The following is a 20,538-nucleotide window of genomic DNA, read 5'->3' as shown; positions in this document are numbered from 1 at the left end:
AGCGAGATTACTCGCTGGTAAGATTGACCATGCTAGCTAAAAGTAATCATTACGATTTATACTCGCTCAAATAATAAAATTAAAACAGGAGGAACACAATGGCAAAAAAATCAAAAATTGCGAAGATGAAAAAACAAGAAGCGCTGATTGAAAAATATGCGCAACAACGCCAAGCTTTAAAAGCAGCCGGTGACTATGAAGCCTTAGCAAAATTACCCAAAGATTCAAATCCGAATCGTTTGAAGTATCGCGATCAAATCGATGGTCGCCCACGCGGTTATTTACGTAAATTTGGCATGTCACGGATCAACTTTCGTAAATTAGCGCATGAAGGAAAAATCCCCGGCGTAAAAAAAGCAAGCTGGTAAAGTTTTGACTGCCAGCAAATAAAAAAACGAAGACCAACTCTCAGGTCTTCGTTTTTTTGTGCTTATTTTACTGGATAGATCGGATTATTTGGAATCGAAAAACCATGCTGACTCAAAGTGCGGACATAACCGGCTAAAAATTCTTCTTTTAATTTATACTGACGGCCGTTGACGACGTACATCGTTGTTCGCAAAGCGTAATTACCGTTGCCTAAATCAACCATCCCAAAAAAATTTGGTCCATCGAAAATCTCTTTGCTGAATTCAGAAGCGAGGTGCTGATTGACTTCTTGGATCAACGCGATGATCGCATCATAGCCTTCATCTGGTTTGATCCGGATATCGAGGATCACTTGCATATGAGCGCGTGAAAGATTGCTGATCGTCGTGATATTACGATTGGGAATGAAATGGACCGTCCCATCATTTGATTTCATTTTAATCGTTCGAATCCCTACCGAAGTCACGGTACCTTCTAATTGAAGATTAACGAGCTTGATGTAATCCCCGACATTGATCTGTTGCTCTAAAATAATGAAAAAACCAGTGATGATATCATTCATAAAACCTTGGGCACCAAGACCGATCGCGATCCCAGCGATCCCAGCTCCGGCTAACAATGATCCCACCGGCACCCCTAATGTATCTAAAATCGAATATAGGAAAAAGAAAAATAAAATATAATTAAAAACATTGCGTGTCAACGTGTGGATCGTTTCCAGTCGAGTCGAACTTCCCGCGATTTTTCGGATCTGACTTTCAAAGGAACGGGTGATCAAAAATCCGCCAACTTTGCGAATGATGGCAAATAAAATAATGATGACCAAAAGAACCATCGCTTTTTGGATGATGACTGAAAGAATATGGTCCCAGTCGATCGACTGCCAGTAGCGTTGCCAAGTATTTAATTGGTTGGATGCTTTATCCACGACATTGATTGACGTTGAATCAGTCGTTTGGGCGGTTAATAAAAACATAGTGCTCTCCTTTAGTGAACTGTGTTTATTTTAGCAAGAAACGATTCCAGTGTCGATGAAAGAAAGAGAAAAAATAAATTCAGAAAATTTCGAAAATCGTTAAATACCACATGACATTTTTTGAGGAAAGTGATAGACTAGCAATTAAATAAGAAAGGGATGATAGAATGGTAAATATAAAATGGGATGAATTAGGATTTGATTATATCAAAACTCCCTATCGCTATATTTCATATTGGAAAGATGGTAAATGGGATGAAGGTCGCTTAACGGAAGATAATACCATCACTATCAATGAAGGGTCAACTTGTCTACATTATGGTCAAGAATGTTTTGAAGGTTTGAAAGCGTATCGTCGTAAAGATGGGAAAATCAATTTATTTCGACCAGATCGTAACAGTCAACGTTTAAACAAGAGTGCGGAACGGTTACTGATGCCAGAAGTACCGGAAGAAAAATTTATTGAGGCTTTAAAACAAGTTGTTAACGCTAATGAAGAATATGTACCGCCATATGGGACGGGCGCGACTTTATACTTACGGCCTTACTTGATCGGTGTAGGACCAAATATCGGGGTGCATCCAGCACCGGAATATATTTTCAGTATTTTTTGTATGCCTGTTGGTCCGTACTTCAAAGGCGGGATGACACCAACGAACTTTATCGTTTCCGAATACGATCGAGCAGCACCCCGCGGGACTGGTGCAGCTAAAGTCGGCGGGAACTATGCTTCTAGTTTGCTGCCGGGACATGAAGCGCATGAACGAAAATTTTCTGATTGTATCTATTTAGATCCTGAGACGCATACAAAAATCGAAGAGGTCGGCTCGGCCAATTTCTTTGGGATCACCAAAGACAATCAATTCATCACACCTAAATCACCTTCTATTTTACCAAGTATCACCAAATATTCGTTGTTAGAATTAGCCAAAGAGTTTGGGATGGAAGCCATTGAAGGGGACGTGTTCATCGATCACTTAGATGATTTTGCTGAAGCCGGCGCGTGCGGGACTGCCGCAGTCATTTCACCGATCGGCGGCATTCAAAATGGCGACAAGTTCCACGTCTTTTACAGTGAGACGGAGACCGGACCTGTGACACAAAAATTATATGATCGTTTGACCGGAATCCAATTTGGTGACGAACAAGGCCCAGCTGGGTGGCAAGTAGAAGTTTAAATTAAAAACCACAAGTGACGTACAACGATGTACGAGCACTCGTGGTTTTTTAGTCGTTCAAAATCAAATCCAGCTGACTTAGCTTAAGTGGACCCCTTTGTCGACATAGATGATATCGCCAATAATTCCGCCGGCTAATGAACTTAAAAGAAAGGCACAAGAGTTACCAACTTCATCGATCGTCACGCTGACTTTATCCGGTGTCCGTTCTTCAGACAAGCTTAGTAAAGATTGATAATCTTTAACACCTGTGACAGCTAGTGTTTTGATCGCACCAGCTGAGATCGCGTTCACCCGAATTCCTTTTGGTGCTAATTCAGTTGCTAAGTAACGAACTTCTGCTTCTAATGAGGCTTTTGCGATTCCCATCATGTTGTAATTTGGGATCGAACGTTCAGAGCCCATGTACGTCATTGTCACGATACTTGAACCGGCTTTTAAAACGGGCAGTGCGTATTTTGTGATGGCTAATAACGAATAGCTGCTGATGTCTTGCGCTAAACTAAAGCCTTCCCGTGTAATGTCAGTCACGTTACCAGACAATTCTTCTTTGTTTGCATACGCGATTGAATGGACTAACCCGTCGATTTGACCATATTTTTCTTTGATCGCAGTAAAAGCGGCAGCCAAACTATCATCACTTGAAACATCAAGCTCGACTGTAAAAGCTTCTGCTGGAATCAATTTCAAAAGATTTTTTTTCATTCGTTCGTTTTGGTACGTATAAATAACTTCGCCGCCTTGGTCAGTAATGGCTTTGGCGCAACCCCAAGCAATACTTTTTTTATTAGCAACACCAGTTACGATAATTTTTTTCCCGGCTAAAATTGACATGTTCTCACACACTCCTATGATTATTAAAAAGACTATGACCATATTATGTTAGAAAAAGGTTTGATTGTCAAACTATTTTTTATTTATTCTGATACGTCTTGCTAAATTATTAAACTTATGATAGTTTGATAATCAAATAAAATAAAAACGCACGAGGTGTCACATGAAAAAAATCATGAACGTAGAAGAGATTATGGCAGCGATCCCGAATCGCTTTCCGATTTATTATTTAGATGCAGTGACTGAATTTGAAGATGAAAAACATATCACAGCAGTCAAAAACTTAACGATGAATGAAGACTTTTTCCAAGGCTATTTTCCTGAACAGCCGATCATGCCTGGAACATTGATCGTTGAAGCTTTAGCGCAAGCCGGTTCATTGTTGATTTTAGAATCAGAAAATTTTAAAGGAAAGACCGCATATATCGGCGGGATCAATCAAGCGAAATTCCATGAATTCGTTCGGCCAGGGGACACGATGTATTTGAATTTTGATATTCAAAAAATCAAAGGTCCAGTGGGGACAGCTAAAGCCTGGGCGACGGTGAATGAAAAAACAGTGGTAGATTGTGAATTTACTTTCATCGTGGGCGATAAAGAACAAAGTAAATAAAAATAAGCGACTTTCAACCGTCAGATGATCAGTCTAACTCGTTGAAAGTCGCTTGTTTTGTGAAGCGTGTTGTGGTTTTTTAAGCGGTTAATTAAGTGGGAGCGGTGTTAAGTTAGTCTTACAAAAATCAGCGAATGACTTGCTGTGTTTTAGCATCAAAGAAGTGGGCCGCGGTAGTATCGAAGGTTAAATCGATAATGGAACCTGGCTGGTGGAAGTCCTTGGCAGAGACTTTCGCAATGAATTCAGTAGCACCTGTTTTGGCATAGAGCATGGATTCCGCACCTAAAAGTTCCGAGACGACGACTTCAGCTGAAACAGTTGCTGCTTGCTCACTTGCTTGCTCGTCGACTTCATTGTAAATGTCTTCTGGTCGGATTCCAAAATAAATAGTCTGACCGTCATAACCTTTTTGATCTAAAATTGTTTGATGTTCCGGTGCGACTTTTAAAGTGAAGCCGTTTTGATTTTTGATTTGACCTGCATGATAAGTAACTTCAAAGAAATTCATTGCCGGTGAACCGATGAAACTGGCCACAAACATATTAATAGGTTGGCGGTAAACTTCTTGCGGGGTGCCGACTTGTTGGATGATCCCATCTTTCATAATGACGATTCGATCCGCCATCGTCATCGCTTCAGTCTGATCGTGGGTGACATAAATCGTTGTAGTATTCAAACGGCGATGGAGTTTAGCGATCTCAGCTCGCATCGATACTCGGAGCTTAGCATCTAAGTTTGATAAAGGTTCATCCATCAAGAAAACTTTTGCGTCGCGCACGATTGCTCGTCCGAGCGCGACCCGTTGACGCTGACCACCGGATAACGCTGCTGGTTTACGATCTAAATAATCAGTCAAGCCCAAGATCATTGCGGCATTTTCGACACGCTTTTTGATCTCATTTTTTTCGTATTTTCGTAGTTTTAAACCAAATGCCATATTGTCAAAAACAGTCATGTGAGGATAAAGTGCATAATTTTGGAAGACCATCGCGATGTCTCGATTTTTTGGCGCGACATCATTCATCACTTGCGCATCGATCTTAAATTCACCATCGCTGATATCTTCTAAGCCCGCGATCATGCGCAAAGTAGTAGATTTTCCGCAGCCAGAAGGACCGACAAAGACAATGAACTCCCGGTCATGGATCGCTAAGTTAAAGTCCTTAACAGAAAAGTCTGTTGCGTTGTCATATTTTTTATAGATGTGTTCTAGCGTTAATTCTGCCATGTTATTCTTCCTTTCTCAGTTGATCAGCTGTGGAATAAGCAAGCTGATGTATTTAATTTAGAAAACGTTAACAAAAAATAGATCACTTCAAACTAAGCTCAGCAAGGTCGCTTTTTTAGTTGTTTCCAGTATAAAAGGTAGCTAAGGTACCAGCAAGATGAAAAGTGCACGTGATTTTTGCTAATTTTTGTTCACAGTGCCATAATTTTTCTTTTTGTTAAAAGATGCTTGCTTTTTAAGAAACGTTTTTTTATGATGAATCTACTATAAAGGGGCCACTGGAAGTACTTGTTGAGAGCTCAATCAACCAGAGTACCAGTCGGATTACTACCTCATAAAAAGGAGTAACGTTCATGATAAAATTTGGGATCATTGGTCTAGGAAATCGCGGCTATAAGTATGCACTCCATACGATTGCGGTCCAGCCAGAATGTGAGATTACAGTTGTTTGTGATGCATCGGGAAATCATTTCGAACATTTTCCGCAAGTCAAACAAACAACTGACTACCGTGATGTTTTAGCTGATCCGGAAGTGGATGCTGTTTTCATCGCTACACCAGATGCTACCCATGCCGAAATCGTGATTGCTGCCATTCAAGCAAAAAAACATATTTTATGTGAGAAGCCTTTAGAAGTTACGGAAGAAAAGCTCGCGGCGATAAAAGCTGTGGCGACTGACTACGAAAAAGTTTTAGAAGTCGGGTACGTTTTGCGTTATGCTCGGTCGTTTCAAAAGTTTCAGCAGTATTTAGCTGATGGCGTGATCGGTGATCTCCATCAGATCAATGTGTTGGATCATATTCCTTACGGTGGGTATGCCTATTTCCATGATTGGCATCGTACTCGTGCTAAGGCTCAAAGTCTACTGTTACAAAAAGCGACCCATTCATTAGATATCGTCAACTGGATCGCAAATTCTACACCGCAACATATTGCAGCGTTCGGGCGCTTATCCACGATGGGACGCCCAGGTGCCTTAAAAAAATTTGGTCATGAAGTGCCAGCTGATCTCCATTGTCGCGCTTGTCCATATAGTGCAACGTGTGAGGAAAGCATCCAAAATATCGCAAAAGAAAAAAAGATCAATTGGTCAGCTGATTGGCCGGACCAATGTGTTTTCAATAGTGAGGTGGATGTCGATGACCATCAAACTGTTACCGTTGAATACGCTAATGGAATTCAATTAAGTTACCAATTGTGTCTGTTTGGAGCCTATTACCAACGTGAATTTCACGTCTTTGGTTCCAAAGGGGAATTGCATTTTGATGACGTAACAAATGAAATCAAAATTATCGATCGGTTGAAAAATGAAAGTGTGACCTATCGAAATGAGTATGTGGAAAGCCAAATGGAGCCCGGTGATGAAGAACAACTGGCAGATTTTTTAGCTTCGATCACAACCGGCAGTCGTCCGATTTCCAATCTTGACTCCAGTCTAATGGCTGCCAAATTAGCAATCAAAGCACAACAGTCAATCGATCAAAAGAAAATGATTACCTATTAGATTTTTTTAACGAGAAGATCAGCAAGTCCGTTACCGGCTTTGCTGATCTTTTATTTTGGTATTTAGTAGCGTTTCAAATTCCTCTCGATAAATCACGCGTCCTAATTGTAACGAAAGATAGGCAAGACTCGCAATTTTTACTGTGTACAATCCATCTTCGCCAGTGACAGTGGGCGCTTGATCATTTTCAATACATTGAATAAACGAATGGATCATGGAACTATCCATATCATCTTCATAAGTAACATGTTGGTGAGAATCTTCAAGAGGAAAATAATTTCCTTTCCGACCGATAGCATCGACAAATAATAATCCCCGATCACTGACAATTTCTAACGTGACATCGCCCCAGATCGGATAATTTTCTGGTCGATTCCAAGACGTATCCAGACTAAAAATCACGCCATTGGTAAAGGTGATGTTAATCAGTCCTGAATCTTCAATCTCACTTTGGGGTTTACTACTGGCATGAGCCGCGATCGAAGCTACCTCAAACTGAAATAACCAATGAGACAAATCAACTAGATGAACCATATGATCTAAAATAGCACCACCGCCAGACAATTCTTTGTCTAAAAACCAGCCGCCAGGGTTTTTTCCGCGATTTGTTCCATTGATGGCTTGGATAGTACCAAGTTTTCCTTCCTCATAGAATGTTTTTAAATCTAAAACGGTTTTTGAAAAGCGAATTGGATGAGCAACTAGTAATTTAACTTGTGCTTTTTGGCAAGCTATGATCATTTGTTGTGCTTCTTTGACTGTGAGAGCTAACGGTTTTTCAACAATAATATGTTTTTTATAAAAAGTAGCTGCTAAGATGTGATCATAGTGAAGTGAGTTTTCTGAACAGATCAAGACCGCATCAATTGGTGCAGTTAAAATTTTATCTAAACTATTATAAAAATGCAGCTTAAATTCTTTAGCAAATAGACTTCCGCGAAGTGTGTTGTGATCATAGACACCAAGAATTTCAACTTCTTCTTTTTGAAAGGCGGCAGTATAAATTTTGGCTTGCATGTGGGCGCAACCGATGATCGCAATTTTCATAGGGATTCTCCTCAAGTGATGATTGTATTTTCAATGCAACTACGCTGGATTTTATTTAGTAATTCATCTAGCCAAATAGTATCTAAAATAGATTGTTGGAAGCGTGGCTGATACGGTTCAGTTTTTAAAAAATCAGCACTAAATGAAGCGGGTTCTTGATTATTAAATTGATAAACGCCAAAATTGCCGACAATTTCAAAATGTTTGTTAAAAGATCCGTGTCGTTCAGAAAAATCAAAAAATAAATGGCACAATGCTTGATTTTGAAATTGGAGTGTCACCATCAAAACTTTTTGATTGACCGTGCGACTAGCATAAAGTGAAATGATTTGTTCTTGGTGGATGGAACGGATAAAAATTAAGGCTTCTTTGATGAAATCGCGCTGCTTGATAGGTTGAGCAGCGGGGCAGGCTAAAGTGAAACGTGTGAATTCTATCTGACCTAGTTTGCCTTCTTTGACAAGTGCGATGGCGAATTCATCTTCAGGATGCATAATAGACCTCCTAATTTGATTGGTTGATTTCAGTAACAGAACGTTGATATTTGGTAGGGCTCAATCCCGTGTATTTTTTAAAGGTGTTGGAAAAGTGATGGATACTTTCATAACCGAGTAAATTACCGATGTCGGTGAAGTTATAGTTACCTGTTTGGATGTATTCTTTTGCTTTTTCCATCTTCAGTGTGCGGTAAAAGTTAATCAAACTGTAGCCGGTGTGCTCTTTAAAGATTTTTTTGATGTAAGAGGGGCTGATGTAGAATTGGCTTGCAAAATCTTCTACGGTACAATTATCAGCCAAATGAGTTTCCATGTAGGCAATGATCTGCTCAACCGTTTCATTTTTACAAATTTTTGTTTTATTCTGGGGCAGCAGACAAGTTTCTGAATGCAGGTCTCTTTCTAGTGTCAGTAATAGTTCAGCAAAGTTTAAGTAAACGATTCGTTCATCGGATTTTCGAGCGGTGGTGATTTTTTCTTTTAGATTAAAGACATTTTTCATCATTTGCGGATAGACATGTTGGGCTTTCAAAATGATTGCCCGCAAGAAACTTTTTTGTTCATCGGATAATGAAAAAACTTGGCTAAATAAGATGGGAAGTTCAGCTTCTTCGGTAAATAGTTCAAAGGTCAGCATCAAGACTTTAGATTCAGCTTCTTGGTGTGTTTTAAAACGATGCGCACATTTTCCAGAAAGAATCGTACATTGGTTAGGTTGTAAAATAAGCTTTTTATCATTTAGTGAAATCTCTAAGTAACCGTTTTCAACAAAATAAAAAATAGTATGATGAGATTCTTTTATTTGATGTTTTGTATTAGCTGTAAACGGAAAAAAAGAGATATCAAAGATCGTTTTGACTGGTAACATGTTGATGTAACTATACTCATACCCCATCCAATAACCTCCTTTAATTTAACAACCACAGTCTAACATAGACAACACTATTTTTTAATTGTTTTTTTTTCATAAATTTTATTTGAGGAGTGTCTTTTTTTGCAAACAAAGAGTATTTTTTTCTAAATCCTATTGGTCTAACTACGAGTATTCTAGATTCAAATCAAAATATTCAATTTAGTTAAGAGGGTGAGGAGAAATGATATTTGCAAAAAAAGTCATTGATGGTTGCGAAAAAATAGATTTGACTACACCAACTTTTTTACGAATGACCTTTTTTCAAAAAACGTCGAACCAAGATTTAAAACGATTAGCCGAACAAGCTTTACGATTTGTTTTAGTAATCAAGCAAGCTTTGTCAGCAGAAATAATTACGATTCAAAAAATAAATTGTCTGAAAAATCAGCAAACAATCGTTTTCTCAGGGCGTTTTAGTGACCAAACACTTTTTAACATTGCGCTAGCTTTGTATCCAGTTCAGCAAGAACCATTGTTTAAAGTTGAAGTGGTCGCAAAAAATGGGATGGTACAATACGATACTGCAGCTGACAATGCATTCACCAGTCTTAATTATCAATTAGACTACTTAACTTTTAGTGATAAAAGAATAAATGTTGGCGTTTTCTTGAATGAGCTGGATTTAGCGGTCGAAAGTTTTGGAAAGGTGGTCAGCTAAATGAAAGTAGGACTCTTAGGCATCGCACACATGCATAGTCATAGCTACGTCAAGGAATTAATGAAAGCAGGAATTACGATTACCGGTGTTTATGATCATGTACTAGAAAGCAGTGTGCGGTTTGCCCAGCAGTATGATTTAAATCATGTTGCTACTACGGCTGAGTTGTTGGCAACAGACTGTGATACCGTGTTAATTTGTTCCGAAAATGTTTTTCATCATGAATTGACTTTACAAGCTTGTCAAGCTGGTAAACATGTCATTGTTGAAAAACCGATGGCCCTTAGTGTAGCCGATGCCGATTCAATGATCGAGAGTGCTAAACAAAATAAAGTCAAATTGATGGTAGCTCATCCCGTTCGTTTTACCGAACCGATTCAACAATTAAAAAAAGTGATCGCAGAAAAAAGGTTAGGTAAGGTGCTGGCGATCAATGCCTCTAATCATGGGAAAAATCCTGGGGGCTGGTTCATCAGACCAGAATTATCTGGCGGTGGCGCTTTGATTGATCATACGGTCCATATCAGTGATGTTATCAACTATTTATTTGATTTGATACCTAGCGAAATCACCGCTTTTATCAGTAAAAGTGAGGCTACACTTCCGGTAGAAGATATCGGACTTGTGAATGTTCGTTTCACAGATGAGACGATTTTATCACTAGATACGTCGTGGAATCGGCCAGCTGGCTATCCGATTTGGGGCGATGCGATTTTAGAAATCATTTTTGAAAATGGTTACAGTGTCGTTGATGGGTTTGGTCGTAAGATGCGTTTGTTTGGAGATCAATCAGGCCACTTGGAAGATTTCTATTTTGAAGAAGACATGGATCATTTGATGATGGAAAGCTTTATCAAAGCAGTCGATCAAGACTTACCTGCTCCTGTGACTGGTGAAGATGGTCGGTTTACCGTTTTGATCACTGAAAAAGCATTCTTAGCAGCAAAAACTGAAACTACGATTAACGTAGATTAGGAGGGCATCATGAAAAAAGGTATGAATGTCTGGTCGTTACCAGCAAATTTGACATTACGAGAACAATTCGCTGTAACTAAGCAAGCAGGATTTGACACAATTGAACTGAATCTCTCTGAAGGTGCTACAACAGCTGAAAATCTTGTCAATACGGAGTTAGCATTAGCCGAAAAAGTTGACTTGACCCTGACTACTACCGCTGAAGAGTTAGCACAAATCAAGGCACTAGCCACTGAATTTTCACTCCCCATCTCAAGCATTTCCACTTCACTTCATTGGACGTATCCGTTAAATTCCTCGAAGGAACAAACTCGTGAAAAAGGTAAAATGATTGTAAAAAAAATGATCGATGCCGCAAAAGCTTTGGGCTCAGATGCGATCTTAGTCGTTCCAGCGCTCGTCACTAAAGATCAGCCATATGACGAAGCTTATCGCTTAGCACAGACTGCGTTAAAAGAATTAGCCACTTATGCCGAAGAGAAACAGATCGTGATTGGCTTAGAAAATGTTTGGAATAAATTTTTGCTCTCACCACTGGAATTTCGACAATTTATTGATGAGATCGCTAGTCCATATGTGGGGGCCTATTTTGATATCGGAAATATTTTACAATACGGTTTTCCCGAACAATGGATTCGAATTTTGGGCAACCGGATCACCAAAATCCACGTCAAAGATTTTAAAACTTCGATTGGCAGTATTCAAGGCTTTACCAATTTACTCCAAGGTGATGTTGATTGGCAAGCTTCAGTCGATGCCTTAAAAGAAATTGGCTACGAGGGTCCCTTAACTTGCGAACTTGCGCCTTACAAAATTCATGGCTCCCAGCTAGCAGCAGATACTGCTGCCGCTTTAGCATATATCACCACATTATAAAAATTGGAGGAATCATCATGTTAAAAGTTGGTTTAGTAGGTTTAGGATTTATGGGAAGCTCACATTTAGGAATTTACAAACGACTGATGGACGAAGGCTTTCCTATCAAATTAGTTGCGATTTGTGATGTTGATGAAAGTAAAAAAACGGGGGCACTGACAAAAGGCAATATTGATGTCAGTGATAAGAGTATCGATTTTTCACAGTTTAATTTTTATACGGATATGGAAGAGATGATCGAGCAAGAAGAATTAGATTATGTCGATTTATGCTTACCAACTTTTATTCACGCACCGTATGCGGTTAAAGCAATGGAAAAAGGGTTACATGTCTTTTGTGAAAAACCGATGGCAATTTCTACTGAAGCTTGTCAAGAGATGATCGATGCGCGAAATAAATATGATCGTTTCCTAATGATTGGCCAAACGTTACGTTTCTTTCCTTCATATCAATACATTAAAGAGACTTATGATCAAAAACGCTACGGTAAGCTAAACGAAGTCGCATTGTTCCGCGGGGGGACGACTCCATTGTGGTCTTGGGATAATTGGTTGTTGGACCGTGAGCGTTCTGGCGGTTGTCTATTGGACCAACACATTCATGACGTGGATACGATTAATTGGATCTTGGGAACACCACAATCTGTTACCACCCAAGGCAAAGTTTATTATGAAGGTTCCGGCTATGATCTGGTTTCAACCAATTATTTATTTGATGATGTTGTGGTGAATGCCCAAGATAATTGGACGATCAACAATGATGATTTTGGTTTTGAAATGCGGTTCCGTTTTTCATTTGATGAAGGGACGATCATTTTAGAAAACGGGAAATTGGTTGATTATCCAAATAACGAAAAAAGTTTTACGCCAGATATTGATCCAGAAAATGGTTATTACTTAGAAATCAAACACTTCGCACAATCAATCATAGATGAGGTTGATCCACAAAGCGCAGCTCCATTAGAAAGTACTATGGAAACGATTCGAATCGCAGAAGCCGAAGTGAAATCTGCAGACGAGAAAAGACCAATCGAATTATAAAAAATAGGAGGCGATGATATGAAAAAGAAAATTTTAGTTAGTCTGGTCGGTTTAGCAGCAGTTAGTGTGTTAGGTGCGTGTGGAAGTAAAGAATCAAGTTCTGCGAGTGGTGATAAAGTAACCTTGACTTATGGACTCTGGGATAAAGCACAAGCTCCGGTCTATGAAAAGTTAGCCAAAGAGTTTGAAAAGAATAATAAAAATATTGATGTTAAAATCCAGTTGACACCTTGGGGACAATATTTCACTAAATTAGAAACGATGGTCACTGGGAAAAATGCTCCCGATGTTTTTTGGATGAATATTCCACGTTCAACAGATTATATTGATAATGGTGTCTTAGAACCGTTAGATGATGTGAAATTTGATAAGGATAAGATTCCAAGCATTTATCAAAAAGCTTATACGCAAAAAGGCAAACTCTATGGAGTACCAAAAGATTATGATACGAATGCGATTTGGTATAACAAAAAAATGTTTGAAGAAGCTGGCGTACCAAAACCAGATGAATCTTGGACATGGGATACTTGGAAAGAAGCCGCTCATAAATTAACGAACCAAGAAAAAGGAGTTTACGGAATCGGTGCGCAACCAATTTGGGAAACAGGTTACTACCAAACGATTTATCAAAATGGTGGCCGACCATTCATCAAAAACGGTAAAAAATCTGGTTTTAATGAGCAAGCGACGATTGAAGGCGTAAAATTCTGGCATGATTTTGTTAAAGAAGGTTCAAGCATCCCCGTTGATCAAATGGCTAATGAACAAATGCCTGATTTGTTATTAGCTGGAAAAGTGGCTATGATCGTCGACGGTTCGTATCAAGCGCCAGTCATTTTTGAAGATCAGTATGGGAAAGATAATATCGATGTTGCACCGCTTCCAAAAGGTAAAGAACGGGCGACGACCTCTAATTCACTAGCGAACGTCGTGTATGCAGGTTCTAAACACAAAGATGCAGCGAAAAAATTTGTTGCCTTCTTATCAAGCGAAAAGGCAATGAAAGAAGTTGCGAAATCAGGTGTCGTGATTCCGGCTTATCAAGGAACAGCTGACGCTTGGGTAAAAGCTTATCCAGATAAAAATCTGCAAGTTTTCGTGGATGCAGTAAAATATGCTGTACCATTCTCCAATTATAAAAATTCTTCTGCTGCTACCGCCGCTGAACAAGATATCATCAATGAAGTTTGGGCCGGTAAGAAAACAGTCGAAGAAGGTTGTAAAGAAATCGCGAAAGAAGCGGATGGTATTTTGAATAAATAATCGCTAGACGACGAGGGAGGAAATAGGATGGAATCAAATTTAAAACCTAAAGAGATCAGTCCCAAAACAATAACTAAGAAAAAATCTCCCAACATCGTGTTCAAAAAATACAAAAAAGATCAAGTGATAACGGCGGGGCTTTTCATAGCCCCCCTGTTTCTAGGGATTATTGTATTTTATTTGATTCCGATGTTTCAAAGTATTTTTTACTCGTTTACTAAATGGGGAATGTTCGGTGGTTATCAATTTGTTGGTTTAGAAAATTATCAACGACTCATCAAAGATCCTGAACTGCTCGGTGCACTGCGCAATACATTAGTCTACGCTTTTTTCACTGTTCCAGTTGCAATCGTGATCTCCGTTTTTATTGCAGTCTTATTAAATTCAAAAATCAAAGGGAAAAGTTTTTATCGGGTGATTTATTTTTTACCGGCAGTCACGATGATGTCAGCTGTCGCAATGATTTGGAAATGGATGTTTAATTCAAATTATGGGATTATCAACCAGCTTTTAGCAATGGTAGGAATCGAAGGTCCAAAATGGCTAGCAAGTGATTCTTGGGCAATGGTTGCACTAATCATTGTAGGAATTTGGAGTTCACTTGGAACTTCGATTGTCATCTTTTTATCGGGTTTACAAGGTATTCCGTCTACCTACTATGAAGCTGCAGATATTGATGGAGCAGGTCCAATCAAGAAGTTTTTCAATATCACCGTTCCGCTACTTAGTCCAACGGTATTTTTTCAGTCAATCACGACTTTGATCACGGCATTACAAGTTTATGATTTGATCTTTTTAATGTATTCGCAAACAAATCCTGCGTTACAAAGCGTTCAATCACTATCTTATCTCTTCTATCGAAATTCATTCATTTTTAATGAGAAGGGATATGGTGCGGCGATCGTAGTCGTATTGCTATTACTAACCTTACTTATCACGGTCATCGAATTCGCTTTCCAGAAAAAATGGGTTCACTATAACTATTAAAAATCTTAGCTGATCATTCGGAATCTTTTTAAAGACTCGTTTGATTGACCATTATCCAGTTAGCTCAATCTGATTACTAGTAAAAGTCCATTCCATTAAGTTAAAGAAGGAGTCGATGATATGACAAAAGTTCGGAATACGAATAAATTATTTGTCCACCTTATCTTGATCTTAGGTTCAGTCATGATGTTGTTTCCATTTATTTGGATGATCATTACTTCATTAAAGACAAAGCCAGAGTCAATGAAGATTCCACCGCAGATTTTACCTCATGTTCCGCAGTGGTCAAATTATCAGCAGATCTTTGATATTTTTCCGTTTGGTAATTTTTATTTCAATACCTTTGTTTCGACGATTGTAATCGTGATCGGTCAAACTTTATTTTGCGCGTTAGCGGCTTATGCATTTGCGCGTTTGGAATTTCCGTTTAAAAATGTTTTGTTTGTTATGCTGCTATCAATTTTGATGATCCCAGGTCAAATCTTTTTGATCCCGCAATATTTGATCGTTCAGAAGTTAGGCTTATTGAATACGATTCCTGCTTTGTTTTTACCAGGGCTGTTTTCAGCTTTTGGGACCTTTTTACTACGGCAATTTTTTATGACGATCCCCAAAGAAGTAGAAGAAGCCGCAATCATCGATGGCTGTTCCCGCCTGCGAATCTTTTTTACGATCATTCTACCGTTGTCTAAATCTGCGTTGATCTCTCAGGCAATCTTTGCCTTGCTCTATGGTTGGAATTCACTCTTATGGCCATTGATCATCAACACGTCAACTGAAAAAATGACTTTGACGGCAGGGCTTGCCCAATTAAATGGTCAGCATGGAACTAACTATCCGCTAGTAATGGCGGGCTCATTTTTAGCTTGTATCCCGTTGATCTTAGTTTTCCTAGTTTTTCAAAAACAATTTATCGAAGGAATTGCACTATCTGGCGGAAAATAAAAATAGTTCGGAGTCTTGCGACTCCGAACTATTTTTCGAGGTGATCAAATGAACGAACGACAATTAAAAAAAATCTATCCGCAAGGTAAAATCACTAACGAAAAAATTGTGGATGACAACTGGCTCACATTACCATTAACACGAAGTAACTACTATCAGATCGAGAAAAAAACATTGTCCGCTTCGGAAATCAAATTGCTTCAAACACTATTTTCAGTATCTTCGAATGATGCCACAAGTCACAAGTGGTATCAAATTTTATTTGATGAGCAGTCAGCTCCTAGCGGGGTATTTCGACTATTTCAGCTTAAACTTCAACCAACTAAAGATTTTGAAAGGAAAGAGTGGGAACAAACTGTCAAAACTACTTTTCCAGCAGCAGTTGATTTATTTTCAATTGCTTATGATCAATATATTTTAGTCGAGATACAAAGAGCTGAAAACTATAGCAAGCAAGTAACAGAAGGAATTTTTTTATCACTGGATAATGATTTTTCAACGACGACCAAAGTTTATTTAGGAAATTATAGTGACAAAACACGAATCAAAGCTGTTTTTGAAATTGAACGACAATTATTTCAGTGGTGCCTAGCAAAAAATTCGCAGCAACGGTTATATACATTAGCAGACGAGGCGTTGCTCTATTACACGCGCCAACTTTTTCAAACAAGTCCATTGACTGTGTGCTTGAAAGAATCGATGAGCTTTGATGATGAAATGAAAAAAATTATTTTAATGTTGTGGGAAACGCAGGGAAATGTCAGTTTGAGTGCTAAAAAATTATTTTTACATCGTAATACACTTCAATATCGACTAGATAAATTTTATGATACATATGATCTGAATTTAAAAAAGGTCTCTGATCTGTTATTAGTTTATTTATTCTTAGTCAACGAGTAAGCGAGTTGTCCAGTGGGCGGCTCGTTTATTTTTTTGATTTAGTTTATTTTTAGCATGAATTTAAATCGTTAATTCGAATGAAAATGCTCATTTTTTTGAAATGCAGTATATACAAGACGGTATATGCTATTTATAATAAGTTCATAATTCAGCGAATGAAAGCGGTAACGAACGTATCGTTGTTGAAGTAGATCGCTCAGTTTTTTTATAACTAGGTCAATGGTGATGTAATAAAATGTCTAGTTTGAGTTTAGCCTCAAAGAACAGAATCGGAAAAGCCAGTCGAGCATTAAATTATTCAGTGAGCGGTTGAAAGGTTCTAAAAAATGTATCAACCATCAATTCAATAGTTGATGGATAAAAAATAAGGAGTGTTCAAATAATGAAAAAAAAGATTTATCTATTCTGTAGTCAAGGCATGTCAACGAGTATGTTAGCTAAAAGGATGCAAGATGTAGCAGATAGTCATAGTATGCCAGTTGAAGTGGCGGCTTATTCACATGGTTTATTGAATCAAATCATTGAAGAAAAGAAGCCGGATGTGATTTTGTTAGGGCCGCAAGTTAAGTATTTATATGAAGATACCGTAGCGAATTTTGGTTTTTATGGAGCACCTATTTTAATGATCAGCCCTGAAGATTATGGCATTATGGATGGCGAAAAAGTATTGAAACAAGCTATCATCGCTCTAAAAAAGAAAAAAGCACAAGCATAGTTAGTAATGGGAGGACAGAGAATGTTTAATAAACTAGAGGCAGTTATGATGCCGCTGGCGGAGAAGCTTGGGAAAAATAAAGTACTCGTTGCGATTCGAGACGGCTTCTTGATCACGACACCATTGATCATCGTTGGATCATTATTTTTATTATTTAGTAATTTTCCAATTCCAGGTTGGGAAAATTTTTGGAATGGCATCTTAGGACCGAATTGGAGTTCGTGGTTCGGAAATGTTTCAGGCGCGATTTTTGACATGGTCGGTTTTTTATCTTGTTTAGGAACGGCTTACGCATATGGACGAGAATTGGAAGTAGATCCTATTCAAGCCGCAGCAGTTGCTATTGTGGGGTATTTGATTTTAACACCTATGCAAGTAGTCATTAAAGGTGTACCTGATCCAGTTGGCGCAATTGATTTACAGTATTTAGGAACAAATGGTATCTTCTTAGGATTAGTCATGGCGATCGTTTCAGTTTTGATCTATGCCTATGTAGCAAAAAAAGGTTGGACGATCAAGATGCCTGATGGAGTACCACCTGCAGTCAGTAAATCTTTTGAAGCACTGATCCCAAGCGGTATCGTAATGCTGATTTTCTTTTTTGTACGAATCGCTTTTGAATTCACGCCTTACGAAACGGCGCACAACTTTATTTTTGAGATTTTACAAACACCGTTAAAAGGTGCGGGAAATACATTGTTTGCACAAATTATTTATTCGTTAGCGTGCACGATCTTTTGGTTTTTTGGAATCAATGGTCCGGCGGTCGCCAATTCAGTTTTCGCGCCGATCACTAAAGTTTTAACGATGGAGAATTTAAATGCTTTTCAAGCGGGGGAACATTTGCCTAATATTTTTACGGACCCTTTTTCAAATTTCTTTACGAATTACGGTGGTGGAGGCAGCACATTATCATTAGTTATTGTCATGATTTTATTCTGTCGTTCTGAACGAATCACAAAGCTCGGCAAGTTATCGCTGATTCCAGGCATTTTTGGAATCAACGAGCCTATTATTTTTGGCTTGCCAATTGTTTTGAATCCCGTGATCATTATCCCGTTCATCTTAGTACCAACGATCAATTTATTACTTTCGACTTTGATCACGAAATTGGGAATTATTCCGTACACAAATGGGGTTTCTTTACCGTGGACCACGCCGATCGGATTTTCAGGGTATCTTTCGACTGGGAGTTTAGTAGCCGCAGTCTGGCAATTTATGTTATTAGCTCTTGGCTGTGTGGTTTATTATCCATTTATCAAAACGTTAGACCGCCAATATTTGAAAGAAGAAGCCGAAGCTGCAAATAAAAAAACAGAAGATGAGGATCTATCTTTTGATGATATTTCCTTTGAGGATCTTTAGAAAAGGGTGAGCACATGAAGATTATGATGATTTTCGATCAGATTCAAGCTGGATTTGGCGGCAAAGAAAAAGGCAATTTAGAATTGGGAGGCAAACGGTTGCCCATCGGTTCTGCAAGTATGTTTGATAATTATTTAAAAGAGATTGACGGTGAGATTATTGCAACACTTTATTGTGGCGATGATTACTATTTAGCCAATAAGGAAACAGTCACGCGCAAGCTAGTTGGAATGACGAGTAAAATGGCACCCGATGTCGTGATTTGCGGGCCGGCTTTTAATTATGAAAAATATGGTCTACTTTGTTCAGAAGTAGGGACTGCGATCGAGAGTCAAACGGGGATTCCTGTCGTGGCTGCGATGTCTGAAGAATGTGACGAAGCGATCAGGAAACATAAAACGGAGCTGACCATCATCAAGATGCCAAAAAAAGGCGGGACTGGGCTGACGAACGCGTTAAAAAATATTTTGACATTGGCTCAGTTGAAAGTGACTGACCAACCGATCGAAAAATTTATCAAAGAAAATTGCTATTAATAAAATCAATGAAATGAGGCTCAAAAATGCAAAGAGAAGCATTCGATGCAGAATTATTAGCTCGCTTAGTTTCGATCGATAGTGTTTCAGGCGCTGAGCGCGCAATGTCCAGTACGTTGCGGGCTGAATATGAAAAATATGCAGATGAGATCGTCTATGATAATTTAGGTTCTATCTATGCACTTAAGAAAAGCAAAACCCCAGCTGCTCCGCGTGTAATGATCAGTGGGCATATGGATGAATCTGGTATGATCGTAAAAAAGATTTTAGCAAATGGGACTGTAAAGGGATTGATCTTAGGCAAGTTGGAACCGAATAGTTTGTTAGGAGCTCGCGTTCAATTAGTAAGTCGCTCAACTAAAAAAATCTCTGGGACAGTCTTAGCTTTTGATGAAGAAAATCAAGCAGTGGATGCTAAAAAAGAAGTTATGATCGATTTAGGTTTCACTTCTGAGCAAGAAGCGAGGGCACACGAGATCCAGTTAGGGGATCGGATTGCTTTAGGTGGTTCCATGTGGAGTAGCAGTGCTGGTAATCGCATCTTTGCTAAAAATTTAACTGGCTGCTATGCCCCGTTGTTGGGGATCGAACTTTTACGGGAGTTAGCAGAGAGCGAATTGGATTTTGATCTTTATGTTGGTTGCTCGGTTCAAGAACAAGTGGGCTTTCGAGGAATTCAAACTGCAACAAATGCAGTGGCCCCTGATCTAGGAATCATGCTCGATACGAATCGGGCGTTTGATTATCAAGTTAAAGTTCAAGAAAAACGCGGTGAGTTAGGCAAGGGAATGCTCCTTAATTTTTATGATCCGACGGTGTTGCCGAATCGTTTGTTACTTTCGACTTTGAAAAAAATTTGCCAGGACAATCAAATTCCCTTTCAATATTATTATTCATTGGAAGGCTCAGATGCTGCTTGGGTCAATAAGTTACGAACTGGGACGCCAACGTTGTTCATGAATATCCCGGTCCGTAATTTGCAAACGCCGACTGAAGTTTTAGATCGACGAGATTATGTTGCTGCTAAGCAAGCATTGAAAATTTTTGTAAAAGAATTGACTCCGGAAAAAATCCAAGCTTTTAAAGAAGAAAATCGTTAAACAGGAGGAGAGAAA

General features: G+C 38.8%; 22 protein-coding genes. 16 read left to right on the top strand and 6 right to left on the bottom strand.

Features of this window, described 5'->3' with window-relative positions; genetic code table 11:
- Positions 1–98 precede the first annotated feature (98 nt).
- A complete protein-coding gene (rpsN, locus tag GVJ38_RS09890; protein ID WP_159722997.1) occupies positions 99–368 on the top strand; it encodes a 30S ribosomal protein S14 in 270 nt (89 codons plus the stop codon).
- A 62-nt stretch (positions 369–430) separates the two neighbouring features.
- Here the strand turns inward: rpsN and GVJ38_RS09885 are convergent, their stop codons facing one another.
- The gene (locus tag GVJ38_RS09885; protein ID WP_159722996.1) at positions 431–1,345 is read right to left on the bottom strand and encodes a mechanosensitive ion channel family protein; all 915 of its coding nucleotides are present in this window, start codon (positions 1,343–1,345) and stop codon (positions 431–433) included.
- 167 nt (positions 1,346–1,512) lie between these two features.
- On the opposite strand from GVJ38_RS09885, the gene GVJ38_RS09880 reads away from it, so the two are divergent.
- Positions 1,513–2,523 (top strand): branched-chain amino acid aminotransferase, encoded by a 1,011-nt coding sequence (locus GVJ38_RS09880; protein ID WP_159722995.1) that lies wholly within the window; start codon positions 1,513–1,515, stop codon positions 2,521–2,523.
- 78 nt (positions 2,524–2,601) lie between these two features.
- Here GVJ38_RS09880 and fabI read toward each other — a convergent pair whose 3' ends face one another.
- Positions 2,602–3,357 (bottom strand): enoyl-ACP reductase FabI, encoded by a 756-nt coding sequence (fabI, locus tag GVJ38_RS09875; RefSeq protein ID WP_159722994.1) that lies wholly within the window; start codon positions 3,355–3,357, stop codon positions 2,602–2,604.
- Positions 3,358–3,520: 163 nt separating this feature from the next.
- On the opposite strand from fabI, the gene fabZ reads away from it, so the two are divergent.
- Positions 3,521–3,970 carry a 3-hydroxyacyl-ACP dehydratase FabZ gene (gene fabZ / locus GVJ38_RS09870; protein ID WP_159722993.1) on the top strand — a complete coding sequence of 150 codons (450 nt, stop codon included), beginning with the start codon at positions 3,521–3,523 and terminating at the stop codon, positions 3,968–3,970.
- A 127-nt stretch (positions 3,971–4,097) separates the two neighbouring features.
- Here fabZ and GVJ38_RS09865 read toward each other — a convergent pair whose 3' ends face one another.
- A complete protein-coding gene (locus GVJ38_RS09865; protein WP_159722992.1) occupies positions 4,098–5,201 on the bottom strand; it encodes an ABC transporter ATP-binding protein in 1,104 nt (367 codons plus the stop codon).
- Positions 5,202–5,554: 353 nt separating this feature from the next.
- Between GVJ38_RS09865 and GVJ38_RS09860 the strand changes: the two genes are divergently transcribed.
- On the top strand, positions 5,555–6,706 hold the full coding sequence (locus tag GVJ38_RS09860; RefSeq protein ID WP_159722991.1) for a Gfo/Idh/MocA family protein: 1,152 nt from the start codon (positions 5,555–5,557) through the stop codon (positions 6,704–6,706).
- A 30-nt stretch (positions 6,707–6,736) separates the two neighbouring features.
- Here the strand turns inward: GVJ38_RS09860 and GVJ38_RS09855 are convergent, their stop codons facing one another.
- From GVJ38_RS09855 to GVJ38_RS09845, 3 genes are read right to left on the bottom strand one after another with little or no spacing between them, the layout of a single operon-like run.
- The gene (locus GVJ38_RS09855; RefSeq protein ID WP_159722990.1) at positions 6,737–7,753 is read right to left on the bottom strand and encodes a Gfo/Idh/MocA family protein; all 1,017 of its coding nucleotides are present in this window, start codon (positions 7,751–7,753) and stop codon (positions 6,737–6,739) included.
- Between the two features lie 11 nt (positions 7,754–7,764).
- Entirely contained in the window at positions 7,765–8,247 is a 483-nt protein-coding gene (locus GVJ38_RS09850) for a hypothetical protein (protein WP_159722989.1), read from the bottom strand.
- Between the two features lie 10 nt (positions 8,248–8,257).
- Entirely contained in the window at positions 8,258–9,145 is an 888-nt protein-coding gene (locus GVJ38_RS09845) for a helix-turn-helix transcriptional regulator (RefSeq protein ID WP_159722988.1), read from the bottom strand.
- Between the two features lie 199 nt (positions 9,146–9,344).
- Here GVJ38_RS09845 and GVJ38_RS09840 point away from each other — a divergent pair, with 199 nt between their 5' ends.
- From GVJ38_RS09840 to GVJ38_RS09785, 12 genes are all read left to right on the top strand, one after another.
- Positions 9,345–9,821, top strand: coding sequence for a hypothetical protein (locus GVJ38_RS09840; RefSeq protein ID WP_159722987.1), 477 nt, complete (start codon positions 9,345–9,347; stop codon positions 9,819–9,821).
- Entirely contained in the window at positions 9,822–10,796 is a 975-nt protein-coding gene (locus tag GVJ38_RS09835) for a Gfo/Idh/MocA family protein (RefSeq protein WP_159722986.1), read from the top strand.
- A 9-nt stretch (positions 10,797–10,805) separates the two neighbouring features.
- Positions 10,806–11,672 carry a sugar phosphate isomerase/epimerase family protein gene (locus GVJ38_RS09830; protein WP_159722985.1) on the top strand — a complete coding sequence of 289 codons (867 nt, stop codon included), beginning with the start codon at positions 10,806–10,808 and terminating at the stop codon, positions 11,670–11,672.
- A gap of 17 nt (positions 11,673–11,689) precedes the next feature.
- Complete coding sequence (locus GVJ38_RS09825; RefSeq protein ID WP_159722984.1) at positions 11,690–12,712, top strand: Gfo/Idh/MocA family protein; 1,023 nt, start codon at positions 11,690–11,692, stop codon at positions 12,710–12,712.
- A gap of 18 nt (positions 12,713–12,730) precedes the next feature.
- Positions 12,731–13,975: an ABC transporter substrate-binding protein gene (locus tag GVJ38_RS09820; RefSeq protein ID WP_159722983.1), complete on the top strand. Its 1,245-nt coding sequence runs from the start codon at positions 12,731–12,733 to the stop codon at positions 13,973–13,975.
- Positions 13,976–14,002: 27 nt separating this feature from the next.
- Positions 14,003–14,962 carry a carbohydrate ABC transporter permease gene (locus tag GVJ38_RS09815; protein WP_159722982.1) on the top strand — a complete coding sequence of 320 codons (960 nt, stop codon included), beginning with the start codon at positions 14,003–14,005 and terminating at the stop codon, positions 14,960–14,962.
- Positions 14,963–15,082: 120 nt separating this feature from the next.
- Positions 15,083–15,907, top strand: a complete 825-nt coding sequence (locus tag GVJ38_RS09810) for a carbohydrate ABC transporter permease (RefSeq protein ID WP_159722981.1) — start codon at positions 15,083–15,085, stop codon at positions 15,905–15,907.
- Positions 15,908–15,955: 48 nt separating this feature from the next.
- On the top strand, positions 15,956–16,807 hold the full coding sequence (locus tag GVJ38_RS09805; RefSeq protein WP_159722980.1) for a helix-turn-helix domain-containing protein: 852 nt from the start codon (positions 15,956–15,958) through the stop codon (positions 16,805–16,807).
- Between the two features lie 382 nt (positions 16,808–17,189).
- Positions 17,190–17,522, top strand: coding sequence for a PTS sugar transporter subunit IIB (locus GVJ38_RS09800; RefSeq protein WP_159722979.1), 333 nt, complete (start codon positions 17,190–17,192; stop codon positions 17,520–17,522).
- Positions 17,523–17,543: 21 nt separating this feature from the next.
- Positions 17,544–18,887: a PTS sugar transporter subunit IIC gene (locus GVJ38_RS09795; protein WP_159722978.1), complete on the top strand. Its 1,344-nt coding sequence runs from the start codon at positions 17,544–17,546 to the stop codon at positions 18,885–18,887.
- 14 nt (positions 18,888–18,901) lie between these two features.
- Positions 18,902–19,423: a GrdB-related putative oxidoreductase gene (locus tag GVJ38_RS09790; protein WP_159722977.1), complete on the top strand. Its 522-nt coding sequence runs from the start codon at positions 18,902–18,904 to the stop codon at positions 19,421–19,423.
- Between the two features lie 26 nt (positions 19,424–19,449).
- Positions 19,450–20,523, top strand: a complete 1,074-nt coding sequence (locus GVJ38_RS09785; protein WP_159722976.1) for a M42 family metallopeptidase — start codon at positions 19,450–19,452, stop codon at positions 20,521–20,523.
- Positions 20,524–20,538 lie beyond the last annotated feature (15 nt).

Origin of the sequence: Enterococcus sp. CSURQ0835, from assembly GCF_902706605.1 — a bacterium.
GTDB lineage: Bacteria > Bacillota > Bacilli > Lactobacillales > Enterococcaceae > Enterococcus_A.
Note: the sequence above shows the minus strand (reverse complement) of the source record. Positions and strands in the feature narration are given on the sequence as shown.

Excerpts from the sequence above, each read along its gene's own strand:
- rpsN (WP_159722997.1), top strand. The coding sequence starts at position 99 with ATGGCAAAAAAATCAAAAATTGCGAAGATGAAAAAACAAGAAGCGCTG.
- GVJ38_RS09885 (WP_159722996.1), bottom strand. The coding sequence starts at position 1,345 with ATGTTTTTATTAACCGCCCAAACGACTGATTCAACGTCAATCAATGTC.
- GVJ38_RS09880 (WP_159722995.1), top strand. The coding sequence starts at position 1,513 with ATGGTAAATATAAAATGGGATGAATTAGGATTTGATTATATCAAAACT.
- fabI (WP_159722994.1), bottom strand. The coding sequence starts at position 3,357 with ATGTCAATTTTAGCCGGGAAAAAAATTATCGTAACTGGTGTTGCTAAT.
- fabZ (WP_159722993.1), top strand. The coding sequence starts at position 3,521 with ATGAAAAAAATCATGAACGTAGAAGAGATTATGGCAGCGATCCCGAAT.
- GVJ38_RS09865 (WP_159722992.1), bottom strand. The coding sequence starts at position 5,201 with ATGGCAGAATTAACGCTAGAACACATCTATAAAAAATATGACAACGCA.
- GVJ38_RS09860 (WP_159722991.1), top strand. The coding sequence starts at position 5,555 with ATGATAAAATTTGGGATCATTGGTCTAGGAAATCGCGGCTATAAGTAT.
- GVJ38_RS09855 (WP_159722990.1), bottom strand. The coding sequence starts at position 7,753 with ATGAAAATTGCGATCATCGGTTGCGCCCACATGCAAGCCAAAATTTAT.
- GVJ38_RS09850 (WP_159722989.1), bottom strand. The coding sequence starts at position 8,247 with ATGCATCCTGAAGATGAATTCGCCATCGCACTTGTCAAAGAAGGCAAA.
- GVJ38_RS09845 (WP_159722988.1), bottom strand. The coding sequence starts at position 9,145 with ATGGGGTATGAGTATAGTTACATCAACATGTTACCAGTCAAAACGATC.
- GVJ38_RS09840 (WP_159722987.1), top strand. The coding sequence starts at position 9,345 with ATGATATTTGCAAAAAAAGTCATTGATGGTTGCGAAAAAATAGATTTG.
- GVJ38_RS09835 (WP_159722986.1), top strand. The coding sequence starts at position 9,822 with ATGAAAGTAGGACTCTTAGGCATCGCACACATGCATAGTCATAGCTAC.
- GVJ38_RS09830 (WP_159722985.1), top strand. The coding sequence starts at position 10,806 with ATGAAAAAAGGTATGAATGTCTGGTCGTTACCAGCAAATTTGACATTA.
- GVJ38_RS09825 (WP_159722984.1), top strand. The coding sequence starts at position 11,690 with ATGTTAAAAGTTGGTTTAGTAGGTTTAGGATTTATGGGAAGCTCACAT.
- GVJ38_RS09820 (WP_159722983.1), top strand. The coding sequence starts at position 12,731 with ATGAAAAAGAAAATTTTAGTTAGTCTGGTCGGTTTAGCAGCAGTTAGT.
- GVJ38_RS09815 (WP_159722982.1), top strand. The coding sequence starts at position 14,003 with ATGGAATCAAATTTAAAACCTAAAGAGATCAGTCCCAAAACAATAACT.
- GVJ38_RS09810 (WP_159722981.1), top strand. The coding sequence starts at position 15,083 with ATGACAAAAGTTCGGAATACGAATAAATTATTTGTCCACCTTATCTTG.
- GVJ38_RS09805 (WP_159722980.1), top strand. The coding sequence starts at position 15,956 with ATGAACGAACGACAATTAAAAAAAATCTATCCGCAAGGTAAAATCACT.
- GVJ38_RS09800 (WP_159722979.1), top strand. The coding sequence starts at position 17,190 with ATGAAAAAAAAGATTTATCTATTCTGTAGTCAAGGCATGTCAACGAGT.
- GVJ38_RS09795 (WP_159722978.1), top strand. The coding sequence starts at position 17,544 with ATGTTTAATAAACTAGAGGCAGTTATGATGCCGCTGGCGGAGAAGCTT.
- GVJ38_RS09790 (WP_159722977.1), top strand. The coding sequence starts at position 18,902 with ATGAAGATTATGATGATTTTCGATCAGATTCAAGCTGGATTTGGCGGC.
- GVJ38_RS09785 (WP_159722976.1), top strand. The coding sequence starts at position 19,450 with ATGCAAAGAGAAGCATTCGATGCAGAATTATTAGCTCGCTTAGTTTCG.